The 13,776-nt window shown below is 64.2% G+C and carries 12 protein-coding genes; 5 read left to right on the top strand and 7 right to left on the bottom strand.

What is annotated here, in order from left to right; genetic code table 11:
* The 3 genes from nadE to ACTNAU_RS12970 form a co-directional block, all read left to right on the top strand.
* Nucleotides 1-1,645, top strand: a 1,645-nt coding sequence (gene nadE / locus ACTNAU_RS12960; protein WP_441098649.1) for an NAD(+) synthase, incomplete at its 5' end; no start/stop codon positions are given.
* A gap of 71 nt (nt 1,646-1,716) precedes the next feature.
* A complete protein-coding gene (locus ACTNAU_RS12965; RefSeq protein ID WP_021661517.1) occupies nt 1,717-1,986 on the top strand; it encodes an ACT domain-containing protein in 270 nt (89 codons plus the stop codon).
* Between the two features lie 12 nt (nt 1,987-1,998).
* A complete protein-coding gene (locus ACTNAU_RS12970; protein WP_021661518.1) occupies nt 1,999-3,354 on the top strand; it encodes a PFL family protein in 1,356 nt (451 codons plus the stop codon).
* A gap of 306 nt (nt 3,355-3,660) precedes the next feature.
* On the opposite strand, the gene ACTNAU_RS12975 is transcribed toward ACTNAU_RS12970, so the two are convergent.
* The 7 genes from ACTNAU_RS12975 to ACTNAU_RS13005 all read right to left on the bottom strand — a co-directional run bounded on the left by ACTNAU_RS12975 (nt 3,661) and on the right by ACTNAU_RS13005 (nt 12,428).
* The gene (locus ACTNAU_RS12975) at nt 3,661-3,915 is read right to left on the bottom strand and encodes a DUF4180 domain-containing protein (protein ID WP_441098654.1); all 255 of its coding nucleotides are present in this window, start codon (nt 3,913-3,915) and stop codon (nt 3,661-3,663) included.
* Between the two features lie 370 nt (nt 3,916-4,285).
* On the bottom strand, nt 4,286-5,491 hold the full coding sequence (locus ACTNAU_RS12980) for an aspartate kinase (protein WP_185914868.1): 1,206 nt from the start codon (nt 5,489-5,491) through the stop codon (nt 4,286-4,288).
* 36 nt (nt 5,492-5,527) lie between these two features.
* Complete coding sequence (gene thrB / locus ACTNAU_RS12985; protein ID WP_441098650.1) at nt 5,528-6,427, bottom strand: homoserine kinase; 900 nt, start codon at nt 6,425-6,427, stop codon at nt 5,528-5,530.
* A gap of 51 nt (nt 6,428-6,478) precedes the next feature.
* The gene (locus tag ACTNAU_RS12990) at nt 6,479-7,714 is read right to left on the bottom strand and encodes a homoserine dehydrogenase (protein WP_441098651.1); all 1,236 of its coding nucleotides are present in this window, start codon (nt 7,712-7,714) and stop codon (nt 6,479-6,481) included.
* 3 nt (nt 7,715-7,717) lie between these two features.
* Nucleotides 7,718-8,158 carry an ACT domain-containing protein gene (locus tag ACTNAU_RS12995; protein ID WP_021661525.1) on the bottom strand — a complete coding sequence of 147 codons (441 nt, stop codon included), beginning with the start codon at nt 8,156-8,158 and terminating at the stop codon, nt 7,718-7,720.
* 523 nt (nt 8,159-8,681) lie between these two features.
* Nucleotides 8,682-11,081, bottom strand: coding sequence for a transglycosylase domain-containing protein (locus ACTNAU_RS13000; RefSeq protein ID WP_441098652.1), 2,400 nt, complete (start codon nt 11,079-11,081; stop codon nt 8,682-8,684).
* A 282-nt stretch (nt 11,082-11,363) separates the two neighbouring features.
* On the bottom strand, nt 11,364-12,428 hold the full coding sequence (locus ACTNAU_RS13005; RefSeq protein ID WP_441098653.1) for a LysR family transcriptional regulator: 1,065 nt from the start codon (nt 12,426-12,428) through the stop codon (nt 11,364-11,366).
* 117 nt (nt 12,429-12,545) lie between these two features.
* Here ACTNAU_RS13005 and ACTNAU_RS13010 point away from each other — a divergent pair, with 117 nt between their 5' ends.
* Together ACTNAU_RS13010 and ACTNAU_RS13015 are read left to right on the top strand one after the other, a co-directional pair.
* Entirely contained in the window at nt 12,546-13,118 is a 573-nt protein-coding gene (locus ACTNAU_RS13010; protein WP_438820430.1) for a chromate transporter, read from the top strand.
* A complete protein-coding gene (locus tag ACTNAU_RS13015; protein WP_216401782.1) occupies nt 13,115-13,681 on the top strand; it encodes a chromate transporter in 567 nt (188 codons plus the stop codon). Before ACTNAU_RS13010 ends, ACTNAU_RS13015 begins: the two co-directional genes overlap by 4 nt.
* The last annotated feature ends 95 nt before the right edge of the window (nt 13,682-13,776 follow it).

Consider the following 13,776-nt stretch of genomic DNA (forward strand, 5'->3'; position numbering starts at 1 on the left):
CCCCCCCCCCCCCCCCCCCCCCCCCCCCCCCCCCCCCCCCCCCCCCCCCCCCCCAACCACGGCCGGGGAGCTGCACCCCTATCTCGGCGCCAAGCTGGCGGCGCTGGGGGGACTGTTCCTCTTCACCGCCCCCGCCCCCGGCGGGGAGCGCGCCTACCTCTACCGGGAGGGACAGCTGCTGCTGGACCTCCCCGCCGAGACCGAACTGGGCCGCCCCCTCCCGACCTTCTCGGTGGGCGGCGGCACCGCCGCCCTCTTCTTCGGCGACCCGGCGCACCTCTCTCTCTACGCGCGGGAGATCGCGGAGAGCGGGGCCGACCTCCTCCTCCTCTGCGCCTGCGAGCCTGACCGGCTGGGTTACGGCGACCGGGTGCTGCGCCAAATCAAGGAGGTCAGCGCCGCCCTGGGGGTCTGCTGTGTCCTCTCCCAGGGGGGGGAGGGGGACTCGTCCGCCCCCCGGCTCTTCACCGCCCAGACCGCCGTCTTCGAATGCGACCGGCTGCTGGCCTTTGCCCAGGCGGTGAGCGGGCCCCCCGCGGCCGTCTGCGATGTGGATCTGGACATCATCGCCGGGTACCGGCGGGGGCAAACCCTCCCCGCCTTCCCACGGCCTGAGCCCGCCCTCTCGGTGCCGGTGCGCACCGGCGGCAAAAAGTTGCTGCGCCCCCTGGGGCAAAACCCCTTCATCACCCGCCCCGAGCAGCTCGACGAGCTGTTCTCCCTGCAGGTCAAGAGCCTGGCGGTGCGGATGGAGAACACCGGCATCAAGGGGCTGGTGGTGGCCCTCTCCGGCGGGCTGGACTCCACCCTGGCACTGCTGGTGGCAGTCGGGGCCTGCGACCGGCTGGGGCTGCCCCGCTCGGCCGTCACCGCGGTGACCATGCCCGGCTTTGGCACCTCGCAGCGCACCAAGTCAAACGCCGAAAAGCTCTGCGAGGCGGTGGGCGCAAAACTGCGCAAAATCCCCATCGGCCCGGCGGTGGAGGCGCACTTTGCCGACATCGGCCACGACCCCCAAAATCACAACGTCACCTTTGAAAACGCCCAGGCCAGGGAGCGCACCCAAATTTGCCTGGACATCGCCAACGAGACCGGTGCCCTGGTGGTGGGGACCGGCGACCTGTCGGAGGCCGCGCTGGGCTTTTGCACCTTCGGCGGCGACGCCCTGGCCAACTTCAACGTCAACATCTGCCTGCCCAAGACCCTGGTGCGGGCCGTCTGCCGGCGGCTAAAGGAGCGTTTTGCCAAGGCCGCCCCCTTCATTCAGGACATCCTGGACACCCCGGTCAGCCCGGAGCTGCTCCCCCCCGACAAGTTCGGCAACATCGCCCAGAAGACCGAGGAGATTTTGGGGGAGTACGACCTGCTGGACTTCATCCTCTACCACCACCTGCGCTACGGCCTGTCGCCGGAGAAGATCTTCTACTACGCCTGCGCGGCCTTTGGCGAGCGCTATACCGGCGCCTATATCAAGGAGAAGCTGGGCCTCTTCTACAAGCGGTTTTGCGCCTCGCAGTTCAAGCGGGTCTGCGCCCCCGAGTGCGCCGTCATCACCGACGTCACCCTCTCGGGCGGGGCCTTCGCCATGCCCGGCGACATGGGCTCCAAAACCTTTTTAGAGGCGGTGGAGGCCATTTCGGTCTGACCCCCGTCACCCGTCTGTTCGCCGCCCCGGCGGGCGGCCTTTCAAAATAGAAGCAAAGTGAGGAAGAAAAGATGAAAGCTGTTATCTCTGTTATCGGCAAGGACACCGTGGGCATCCTGGCGGCCGTCAGCACCGTCTGCGCCGAGGCCAACGCCAACGTGCAGGACGTGACCCAGTCCATCCTGGGGGACATCTTCGCCATGATCATGGTGGTGGACATCTCCAAGTGCAACCTGGAGCTCTCCGAGCTGCGCGCCCGCCTGGAGACCCTGGGCCAGGAGCGGGGCCTGCAAATCAACCTGATGCACGAGGACATCTTCAACTCGATGCACCGCATTTAGGGAGGGCGGCTCATGATCAGCACCAACGAAATACTCGAGACCATCAAGATGATCCAGGAGGAGAGCCTGGACATCCGCACCATCACCATGGGCATCTCCCTGCTGGACTGCGCCGATTCCGACATCGACCGCTCCTGCGAAAAGATCTACCAAAAAATCACCACCCGCGCCCGCGACCTGGTCAAGGTGGGGGAGGAGATTGAGGGCAAGTACGGCATTCCCATCATCAACAAGCGCATCTCGGTCACCCCCATCGCCATGCTGCTGGGGGCCAGCGGCGGCGACCCGGTGAAGTACGCCCGCACCCTGCAGCGCTGTGCCGAGACGGTGGGGGTCAACTTCATCGGCGGGTACAGCGCCCTGGTGCAAAAGGGCTTTGGCCCCGGCGATTTGGAGCTCATCGAGTCCATCCCCGAGGCGCTGCGGGTCACCGACCGGCTCTGCTCGTCGGTCAACATCGGCTCCACCAAGGCGGGCATCAACATGGACGCCGTCCGGCTGATGGGCCAGATCATCCGCCAGAGCGCCGAGAACACCGCCGACCGCGACTGCGTGGGCCCCTCCAAACTGGTGGTCTTCTGCAACGCGCCGGAGGACAACCCCTTTATGGCCGGCGCCTTCCACGGGGTGGGCGAGCCCGACTGCGTCATCCACGTGGGGGTCTCCGGCCCCGGCGTGGTGCGGGCCGCCCTCTCCAAGATGGAGGGGGGCGACCTGACCGACGTGGCCGACCTGATCAAAAAGACCGCCTTTAAAATCACCCGCATGGGCCAGCTGGTGGGGGCCGAGGCCTCCCGCGCCCTGGGGGTGCCCTTCGGCATTGTGGACCTCTCCCTCGCCCCCACCCCGGCGGTGGGGGACAGCGTGGCCCACATTCTGGAGGAAATCGGGCTGGAGCAGTGCGGCGCCCACGGCACCACCGCCGCCCTGGCCATGCTCAACGACGCGGTGAAGAAGGGCGGGGTCATGGCCTCCTCCGCTGTGGGCGGCCTCTCGGGCGCCTTTATCCCGGTGTCGGAGGACGCGGGGATGATCGACGCCGCCCGCTCTGGCTGTCTGCTGCTGGAAAAGCTGGAGGCCATGACCGCCGTCTGCTCGGTGGGGCTGGACATGATCGCCGTGCCCGGCGACACCTCCGCCGACATCTTGAGCGCCATCATCGCCGACGAAGCCGCCATCGGGATGGTCAACTCCAAGACCACCGCCGTGCGGATCATCCCCGCCATCGGCAAAAAGGAGGGCGAAGAGCTGGAATTCGGCGGCCTCTTCGGCAGCGCCCCCATCATGAAGGTCAACTACGCCTCCCCCGCCAAGATGATCGCCCGCGGCGGCCGCATCCCGGCCCCGCTGCAGAGCCTGAAAAACTAGCGAAATGGCGGCAGCCGGTTTGCAGAGCAAATGCCAACGCAGCGCTTTGGCAAGGCCGGTGCCGCCAAGCAAACGGAGCCCGTTTGCGGGGCCGCGCTGCAAATCCCTAAAACCAGCGAAAAAGGGCGGCGGCCGCTCGGCCCCTCTCAATCGCAAAAAAGCCACCCATCCGGGTGGCTTTTTGTTTCGGCAAAGACGGCCGCTCTATCTCTCCGAGGTGGGCCGTCCCAGTTTGCACAGGGGCCCCTTCCCCGCTGTCGGCAAAAAAGACCGCCCTCCCCCGGTTGCTCTCGCGCATAAAGTCCCTCAGGACTTTGCCGGCATCCCCCGAATGATCCCCCAGATGGCCACCTGCACCCGGTACTGGACAAACTTCTCCAACACTTCGCCCGCCAATCCGGTATGGAGGTCAAAAAAGGATCCGGCGAGGGCTCCCTTCTCGATGGCGAGCCTGTGACACCCCACTCCAATTGCCGTCGCCGCAATCACGTCCCGGGCGAACGGCAGGTCACAGATGGCCCCCTGCGCCCCTTCCAGAACGGCGATAGACCCACCGCCAATGGTCTTATATCGCCCACTTCATCTCTCTCCTCTCTGTGTGCGCCCTGCCCGCAACAGGGCATTTTGCCAATCGAAACCACCGGCAAAATGGACGGCTTGCATCGGCCCTGTTGGGGCGTCACACCGGCTCAGTCCCGCAAGGGGGCATCGCAGATTTTTGTTTGCACTGCGCGCGCCGCCGGCAAACCGGAAATTTCGGATGCCGTTTTGTGCCATCCATCCCCAAAATCGCTTTTCCTTTTGTACCTCCGGCCCTTTCTTTCAGGGAGCCCTGTGCGGAAAGCGATCTGTCTCCCCGGCAAAATCGGGGGGTAGGGCACTAGAGTTGCCACAAAAAAAGAGGGGGATACCCCCCTCTTTTCTCTCCCGATCAGTCGTAAAAGGCGCTGTGGATGGCGGAGACTGCCCGGTCGGCGTCCGCCCGGTCGATGATGACCGAAATCTTGATTTCGCTGGTGGAGATCATCTTGATGTTGACGCCCGCATCCCCCAGGGCGGCGAACATGTCGGCGGCCACGCCGGGGTTGGACTGCATCCCCGCCCCCACGATGGAGACCTTGGCGATGTCGTCCTCGCTGTAGATCTTGGCGCCGGGGTAGCGGTGGCCGTGCCGCTCCAGCACCGCCAGGGCCTCGTCCTTCTGGTCGTCGGAGATGGTGAAGCTGATGGCCTGGAAGCCGTCCTTCGGGGGGGTCTGCAAAATGATGTCCACGTTGATCTTGTGGTTGGAGAGCAGGGAGAAAATCTTGAAGGCGGTGCCCGGCTGGTCCGCCACCCCGTCCACCGTGATGCGCACCACGTGCTCGTCCTTGGCCACGCCCTTGATCAACATCTTTTCCATCTTTACATCCTCCTTCACAATGGTGCCCGGCACCCGGCTCAGGCTGGAGAGCACTTCGATCTGCACCCCAAATTTTTTCGCCATCTCCACCGAGCGGTTGTGCAGCACCTGGGCGCCCAGGGTGGCCAGCTCCAACATCTCGTCAAAGGAGATCTCGTCGAGTTTCTTTGCGTTTTTCACCTTGCGGGGGTCGGCGGTGTAGACCCCGTCCACGTCGGTGTAGATCTGGCAGGTGTCGGCGTGGAGCGAGGCCGCCAGCGCCACCGCCGAGGTGTCGGAGCCGCCCCGGCCCAGGGTGGTGATGTCGTCGAACTTGTTGAGCCCCTGAAAGCCGGCCACCACCACGATGCTGCGCCGGTCCAACTCGGCCTGCAGCCGCTCGGTGTCCACCCGGTGGATGCGGGCGTTGGAGTAGTTGCTGGTGGTGAAAAAGCCCGCCTGCCAGCCGGTCAGGGAGATGGCCGGGTAGCCCATGGCCTCAATGGTCATGGCCAGCAGGGCACAGCTCTGCTGCTCCCCGCTGGAGAGGAGCATATCCATCTCCCGCTTGGAGGCGTTGGGGTTGAGTTCCGCCGCCTTTTCGATCAAGTCGTCGGTGGTGTCCCCCTGGGCGGAGACCACCACCACCACACTGTTGCCCGCCTTGTAAGTGTCCGTGACGATCTGCGCCACATTGCGCACCCGCTCGGCATCCCGCACCGAGCTACCGCCGAATTTCTGCACGACCAAAGCCATGGGAATCCCTCCTCTTTCTTCTCATCACTCTTATATCTATTCGCAGACGCGCACCGTTGCCCCCTGATTGTCGGGGCGAAGTTTGACCAGTTCAAAGGCCCGGGTCTCCCGCTGGGCCTGGAGCAGGGCGGCCGCCCGGTCGCCAAAGGCGGCGTTCTGCGCATCCACCAGGGCGAGGATGGTGGGGCCGGCGCCGCTGACAAAGACCGCCAGGGCCCCGCACTCGTAGGCGATGTCGAAGACCCGCTGCCCCCCCTCGATCAGCCCCAGCCGGTAGGGCTGGTGCAGCCGGTCCCCCGCCGCGACCCGGATGTTTTCCAGCTTGCCGGTGCAGATGGAGGTGGCCATCAGCGCCGCCCGGGAGAGGTTGTAGACCGCGTCCTTGTGGCTGACCTGGGGCGGCAGCGCCGCCCGGGCCACCTCGGTGGAGAGGCTGAAATTGGGGATAAAAGCCGCAAAGTGCATCCCCTCGTCCAGTTCCTTTTTCACGTAGTAGACGTGCTCCTCCTCGAGCACGGCGGAGACAAAGCCCCCCAGGATGGCCGGGGTGGAGTTGTCGGGGTGTCCCTCCAGGTGGGCGGCCATGTCCACCAGCTCGTCTCTGGCAAGGGGCTCGCCCAGCAGGGTGTTGGCCCCCAACAGCCCCCCCACGATGCAGGCCGAGCTGCTGCCCAGCCCCCGGGTCATAGGGATGTTGTTGACCTGCTCGATGCGCAGCCCCCGAAAGGGGCGGCCCACCCGCTGATACAGGGCCTTGGCGGTGCGGTAGATGAGATTATCCTCCCCAGTGGGGACGGGCCGCCCGTCGCGGGAGGAGATGGCCGGGCCGTCCCACTCCTCCATATAAATTTCATTTTGCAAATTGAGGGCCAGCCCCAGCGAGTCAAAGCCTGCGCCGATGTTGGCGCTGGTGGCCGGCACGGTGATGTGGATCACGAATGAGTCCCTCCAATGGTCAAAATTTGCATCCCCTCGCGGGGCGCCGGATCAGTAGGGCAGCACCTTCAGGGCGGTGGCCACCTTGGCCCAATCGGGCAGGGCGGCGATGCCGGTGGCAAATGCCTTGCCGCTCTGGGCGGGGAGGATGCAGACGATCCCCTCCCCGCTGGGCTGCACCAGTTCGGGCGCGCCAAAGGCGGCGGCCACGGCCTTGGAGAGGGCCTCCTGGGTGCCGCCCTCCAGCCGCAGGTAGCGGCGCAGCACGTCCTCCGCCGGGTCGGCCAGGAATTCCTCCTCGCTCTTGACCCAGAAGAGGGTGCGGTGGACGTCCTCGCTCTTGACGCAGTCGATGATGTCGCTGACCACGGCGCTGGCGGTGGGCAGCTTGCCCGCCCCCCGGCCGTAAAAGAGGACGTCGCCCAGCATGTCAGAGCGCACCAGGATGCCGTTGTACACGTCGCTCACCGAGGCCAGCTGGCTCTCCCCCGGCAGCAGGGCCGGGCAGACCTCGGCCAGCACCCGCCCGTCCTCCAGCCGCTTGGCCCGGCCGATGAGTTTGATGGCGTAGCCCAGGCGCTCGGCGGCCGCCATGTCGGCGGTGGTGATGGCGCGGATCCCCTCGGTGGGCACCTGGGCGGGGAAGATGTGCCGCCCAAAGGCCAGGGAGCCGAGGATGCAGATTTTGCGGCAGGCGTCGTGTCCGTCCACGTCGGCCGAGGGGTCGGTGGTCTCGGCGTACCCCAAGCTCTGGGCCAGCTTCAGCGCCTCGTCAAAGGAGAGGTCCTCCCGCTTCATCTTGGTGAGCATGAAGTTGGTGGTGCCGTTGAGGATGCCGGCGATCTCGGTGAATTCGTTGGCCGCCATGCACTGGTAGATGGGGCGGATGATGGGGGTGCCGCCCCCCACGCTGGCCTCAAAGAGGAACTGGATCCCCCTCTCCTTGGCGATCTGCAGCAGCTCCCAGCCGTGGGTGGCCACCAGCTCCTTGTTGGAGGTGACCACGCTCTTGCCGGCCAGCAGGCTGTCCTTTACAAACTGGTAGGCGGGTTTCAGCCCGCCGATGGACTCCACCACCACCGAGACCTCGGGGTCTTTTAAGACCACCCCGAAATCCTTGCAGAGCTTCCCCTCGTTGGGGTCGCCGGGGAAGTCGCGGATGTCGCAGATGTATTTGACGGCGATGGGCTGCCCAGCCTTGCGGGCAATGCCCTCGGCGTTTCTCTCAATGACCTCGGCCACACCGGAGCCAACGGTGCCGTACCCGATGATTGCTACCTGTATCATTTGCTACTCTCCTAACAATTGCTTTAATTCCACGATCCCACCCAACTGCCCGATCTCCTCGGTCAGCTCCTCCAGCGGGAGGCAGGCGCTGCCCATGCGAAAGGAGATGGTCACCGGGGCGACCCCGTCGATGGGGATGGATTGGTTAATGGTGAGGATGTTGGCGCCGCTGTTTGCGATGGTGTTGATGACCCGGGAGAGGACCCCCGGCTCATCCCGCAGGGAGAAGGAGAAGGTGCACAGCTGCCGGCTGTCCCCCGCCGGGCGGTAGACCCGGTCTTTGTACTTGTAGAAGGCGCTGCGGGAGATGCCCACCTTCTTTACCGCCTCGCTGGAATTTTTGGCAAGGCCCTGGGCCAGCATCTCCTTGGCCTCCACCACCTTTAAAAACACCGGGGGCAGGGCCCCGGTATCCACCAGCAGAAACTTGGGTGTGTCCTGCATAAGTCCACCTCACAAACACTGTTGTTTTTCTGTAAGATACAGTATAGCGCCATCTGCCCAAATTGACAACCATTTTTTTGCCGAAACCCTCCAAAACTCGTTTCCTTTTGTTGACTTCGGCGATTCCCCCAAAAAAATGGCGGATTGGGGGGTGAGGACGGGCGGTATCACCGTCGGGGGCTCCCGATAAATTTCCCCCAGTAAAACCAGCGGTTCGCCAGCCCGAAAAGGACAGGGCACGGGCTTCGCCCCTCAAGGGGCATCGAAATTCCACATCGCACCGCCGCCGGTAAACCGTTCCTGTCGGGTCTCACTCCGCGTCGTCCATGCCCAAAGAATGCCTTTCTTTTGCACCTTCGGCGCCCTTCTTTTCAGGAGGCCTTGTGCCAAAGCACCTGTCTCCCCTGGCGGGGGCGGAGATTTTGGGGGCCAAGGCTTCAAAAAAGAGGGCCGGGCGGCTTGGCTGCCGCCCGGTCCTCAAAACATTTTCAGCTGTGTGCCGCCCGCTCCCAGGCGGGGGAAATCACTGCTTGGGGGCCGCCTGGCTGGAACTCACCGGCGGCACCACCGGCTTGTTGGAAGAGCTGGCCGAACTGGAGGAGTTGGAAGAGCTGGAGGCGCTGGAACTGGCCGAACTGGACCCGCTCGACGAGGCCGCCGAGCTGCTCTGCGGTTTTTGCTCCTCCTCTACCGGGGGATCGCCCTCGTGCACCCCGGAACAGGTCTCGGGGATGTTGGAGGTCTTGTACCAGCCCACCGCGGTCTCGGTGCACTTGTCGGAGGCCAGCAGCCCGCTCTTAACGCAGTAGGTCTTCTGCACCACGCCGGAGGCGTTGGGGAAGTTCTTGTAGGCCTTGCCGGAGCTGATCTGGCTCATGATATTCTTCCAGACGGCGGCGGGGGGATAGCCGCTCTCGGACACGCCGTACTTGGAGTCGTAGCCCCACCAGACGCCGGTCACGTAGTAGGGGTTCATCCCCACAAACCACACGTCCCGGGGCAAGTGGTTGTCGGTGTCGGAGTCGGTGGTGCCGGTCTTGCCCGCCAAGGGCATGGAGCCGTAGCGGAACGAGGCAGCAGTGCCCCCCGACTGCAGGACCTGCTGGAGCATCTGGTTTGTCACCTTGGCGGTGGACTCGGAGAAGGCGCGGTTGCTGCCGAACTCGCTGCCGTCGAGCACCACGTTGCCGAACTGGTCCTCCACACGGGTGTAGGTGCGGGGCTCGTAGTAGACCCCGCCGTTGCCGAAGACGGCGTAGGCGGCCGTCACCTCCAGGGGGGAGATGCCGTCCGTCAGCATCCCCAGGGCCAGGCTGTCGTCCACATCGCTCTCGGTGAGGGTGGTGATCCCCAGCTTTTCCTTCAAGAACTCATAGCTGTTTTTGGCGCCGACTTTCTGGATGGTCCGCACCGCCACGGTGTTGACCGACTTTTTCAGGGCGGTCTCGGCGGTCATCTTCCCCTTGTAGCCCGCGTAGTAGTTCTTGGGCCAGGGGCGGCCATTGAGGGTCTTGACCGGGGAGTCGTCCATGACGGTGGAGTAGGTGATCAGATCCTGCTCGATGGCCGGCCCGTAGGCCGCCAGGGGTTTCATGGTGGAGCCGTTGGAGCGGCCGGCCACCACCGCCCGGTTGAGGGCCCGGTTGACCGTCTTTTCGCCCCGGCCGCCCACCAGGCCCAGGATGTTGCCCTCGAAGTCCATCACCACCGCCGCCGACTCGGGGCGGATGGTGACCTCGCTCTTGTTGCCCTCCTCGTCGGTGACGGTCTCTTTTCTGGACACGTTGGGGAAACTCTTGTCGTTTTCGTAGACCGACTCCAGGGTGCCCTGGATCGAGGTGTCCACGGTGGAGTAGATGCGCAGGCCGCCGGTGTAGAGGTAGTTGGTGGCCTCCTCCTTGGTGTAGCCGTATTTCTCCATCAGGTGATCGATGACATCGTCGATCATGTAGTCGGTGAAGTAGCTCTCGATCTTCTGGGCGTTGGCGGCGTACTCCTCGCTCTTGAACTCGGGCTCGGTGTTGACCGCCTCGTCGTATTCCTCCTGGGTGATGTAGCCCAGTTCCAGCATCTTGCTGAGCACGTAGTCCCGCCGGGTCTTGTTGTTCTCGGGGTTGATAAAGGGGTTGTACTCGGTGGGGCTCTGGGTCATGCCGGCGATGGCGGCGCACTCCACCAGGGAGAGTTCAGACACGTCCTTGCCGAAGTAGACATAGGCCGCCGCCTGCACCCCGTCGGTGTTGTTGCCCAGGTGGAAGGTGTTGAGGTAGGCCTCCAGGATGTCCTCTTTCGAGTACATCTTCTCCAGGTTCAGGGCGCGGAAGATCTCCCGCGCCTTGCGGGCATACCCCTCCAAAAAGTTGGTGGACTTGTCGTGGGTGATGTTTTTGATGAGCTGCTGGGTGATGGTGGAACCGCCCGGCCGCCCCTTGTAGATGGGGATGACCTCGTTGACGGTGGCGGCGATGGTGCGCTTCCAGTCCACCCCGTGGTGCTTGTAAAAGCGCTCGTCCTCCACCGCCACCACGGCGTGGATCATGTTTTCAGGGATGTTCTCATAGTCCACCCAGATGCGGTTTTCGGCCGAGTTGAGGCGGGTCACTTCCACCTCTTCACCCGACCCGTCTTTGCCGTATACAATGGTGGTAAAGGCCAGCTTTACATTTTCCAGGCTCAAGATCTGGTCGTCGTTTTTCATGGTGCTGAAGACGTACATCATAAAAGAGGTGGCCGCAATGGACACCACGATCACCAGAATAAAGAATACCGTCAGGCAGACCTTGAACCATTTTCTCTCCCGCAGTTTCCGCTTGGGGCCCTTCTGGCCCTTTTTCGAGGCGGCGTTTGCGGCGGTCTGCTTGGTGGTTCCCTTCTTCTTATCCGACGGGGACTTGCCGCCGTCCGGCGATTTTTGGTTGGGCACAAGCATAACCTCCTTCCAATGGTAAGTTATTATAGCATATACCGTCGATTTTGTTAAACCGATTTTCCTGCATATTCATTTATTTTTAAGAGAATACTGGACTCGAGAGGTGATTGATGTGACGAAAAACCGGTGGATTCTCTCGACCGTGACCGCTTTTCTCTGCTGCGCGGCCCTATTTCTTTCCAGCTTGTTGGTAGGATGGCACCGCGGCGCCGACTCTATGCAGGCCGAGGCCCCTTCCCGCTATCTTCTGCGGGTGGAGAACGGGCAGCTGGCCGTCTATACCGGCGGCTCCGGACAGCCCGAACTCTGCGGGGAGGTGACCCTCAGCGCCCTGCCGGAAGAGGAGCAACAACACCTGTTGCAGGGCGTCTGGGCGGAGAGCCGCCAGGAGTTGGAGGGCCTGTTGCAGTAAAATACCAGCTGATCGCGTCCCCCGGCCCCCTGGCGCCCCGGCCCTTTGGGGGGGCCGCTTTTTGCGCCGGTGCAGATTTCCAAAAAGGCGGTGGCCGCCGGGGTCAGGTACTTGTTTTTGTGATAGACCGCGCAGAGGTTGCGCACCAGGGGCATCCCCTCCACCGCCAGGCGGCAGAGGGCGCCGGAGGCCAGCTCTTCTGCGGCCAGCCGCACCGGCAGCACGGCGATCCCCAGCCCCTGGCGGGCGGCCTCCTTCAGCGCCCGGGTGGAGCTGGACTCCCAGGCGGGGCTCACCTCCATCCCCCGGGTGATGAGGGCGCTCTCAAAGACCTTGCGGGCGCCGCTGCCCGCCTCCCGCAGCAGGAGGGGCTGGCGGGCCAGCTCGGCCGGCGGCAGGGGCTGGCGGGCCAGCAGCGGGTGCCCGGGGCAGCAGAAAAGGCCCAGCTCGTCCTCCAAAAAGGGGTGGGCGGCCAGCTGGCCGTCCCGGGCGGGGCCGTCCATCAGCCCCAGATCCAGCCGGTTTTCCAGCAAGAGATCCTCGATGGTCTCGCTGCTGTCCACCCGCACCTGCACCTCCACCTCCGGCCAAGCGGCGGAAAACTGCTCCACGCAGCCGGGGAGGAACTCGCTGCCGGCGGTGATGCTGGCGCCGATGCGCAGCCGGCCGCCCCGGCCGCCGGGCATCTCCTCCTCCAGCTGGTCGATGAGGTCGAGGATCTGTCCGGCCCGGGCCAGCAACTGCCGCCCCGGCTCGGTGATGTGCAGCCGCCGGGAGATGCGGTCGAAGAGCCGGACGCCGTAGTGGCTCTCCAACTCCGAGATGGCCAGGCTCACCGCCGGCTGGGTCATGTAGAGGCGGCGGGCCGCCTCGGTGGCGCTGCCGCACTGGCAGACCGCTGTGAAGATGCGCAGGTGGCGCAGGGTCATCCCGCCCCCCTCCTTTTCATAAGCAATTCGATATTTATCTTATAAAATTATATTATTTTACTTATTAAAATGCAAGGCGTATACTGGGGGTGAAAAGAGAAAGAGGAGGCCATGCAGTTGGCAAAGAGAGATTTGCGGTTTTACTGGAAGCTGTTTTCTTCCACCTTCACCCTCAGCGCCTTTACCTTTGGCGGCGGGTATGTCATCATCCCTCTGATGCGCAAGAAGTTCGTGCAGCAGTACCACTGGCTAGAGGAGGACGAGATGCTCGACTTGACGGCCATCGCCCAGTCCTCCCCCGGGCCCATCGCCGTCAACGCGGCCATCATCATCGGCTACCGCCTGGCGGGGATGTTGGGGGCCCTGGTGGCCATTGTGGGCACGGTGTTGCCCCCCCTGATCATCCTCTCGGTGATCTCCCTGTTCTACCAGGCCTTTCGGGCCAACCAGGTGGTGGCCAACGTCCTGCGGGGGATGCAGGCCGGGGTGGCGGCGGTCATTGTCGACGTCACCGTCACCATGGGCTGGGGGGTCGCCAAGGAGAAGAACATCCTCTCCATCCTGATGATGGCGGCCGCCTTTGTGGCGACCTACGTCTTCAACGTCAACGTGGCCTTCATCGTGCTGGCCTGCGGCCTCATCGGCTTTCTCTGCTTCCGGCAGAAAAAGAGCGGGGAGGTGTCCAAATGATCTACCTGCAGCTGCTGTGGAGTTTCTTCCAAATCGGCCTGTTCAGCTTTGGGGGCGGCTACGCCTCCATGCGGCTGATCCAAAACCAGGTGGTCACCCTGCACCACTGGCTGGACATGACCCAGTTCGCCGACATCATCACCATCTCCCAGATGACCCCCGGGCCGGTGGCCATCAACTCGGCCACCTTCGTGGGCACCCACATCGCCGGGTTCTGGGGCTCCATCGTCGCCACCATCGGCTGCGTGATCCCCTCCTGCATCATCGTCATCGCCCTGGCCAAAATCTACACCAAATACCGCCAGCTCGACGCCATGCAGGCGATTTTAAAGGGGCTGCGGCCGGCGGTGGTGGCCCTCATCGCCTCGGCGGGGCTGTCCATCCTCATCCTCTCCCTCTGGCAGGGGGGCGCGGTGAGCTGGTCGCCCGCCAGCGTCGACTGGATCTGCGCCGCGATGTTTGCCGCCGCCCTCTTCGTCCTGCGCAAGTGGAAACCCAACCCCATCTGGGTGATGGTGGGCTGCGGGGTCCTGGGCGCCTTCATCTTCCCCTTTGTGGGGTAACTCCCTCCCCCGACACGGCCTCCCCTGCCCCCAAGGCAGTCAGAGAGGGGGGGGGGGGGGGGGGGGGGGGGGGGGGGGGGGGGGGGGGGGGGGGG

The sequence above is a fragment of the Bittarella sp. HCP28S3_D9 genome, assembly GCF_052065655.1.
Classification (GTDB): Bacteria; Bacillota; Clostridia; order Oscillospirales; family Ruminococcaceae; genus Bittarella; species Bittarella massiliensis.

Bases quoted from the DNA above. Each gene is read 5' to 3' on its own strand.
- ACTNAU_RS12970 (WP_021661518.1), top strand. From the start codon at position 1,999: ATGATCAGCACCAACGAAATACTCGAGACCATCAAGATGATCCAGGAG.
- ACTNAU_RS12990 (WP_441098651.1), bottom strand. From the start codon at position 7,714: ATGATACAGGTAGCAATCATCGGGTACGGCACCGTTGGCTCCGGTGTG.
- ACTNAU_RS13005 (WP_441098653.1), bottom strand. From the start codon at position 12,428: ATGACCCTGCGCCACCTGCGCATCTTCACAGCGGTCTGCCAGTGCGGC.
- ACTNAU_RS12980 (WP_185914868.1), bottom strand. From the start codon at position 5,491: ATGGCTTTGGTCGTGCAGAAATTCGGCGGTAGCTCGGTGCGGGATGCC.
- ACTNAU_RS12965 (WP_021661517.1), top strand. From the start codon at position 1,717: ATGAAAGCTGTTATCTCTGTTATCGGCAAGGACACCGTGGGCATCCTG.
- ACTNAU_RS13015 (WP_216401782.1), top strand. From the start codon at position 13,115: ATGATCTACCTGCAGCTGCTGTGGAGTTTCTTCCAAATCGGCCTGTTC.
- ACTNAU_RS12995 (WP_021661525.1), bottom strand. From the start codon at position 8,158: ATGCAGGACACACCCAAGTTTCTGCTGGTGGATACCGGGGCCCTGCCC.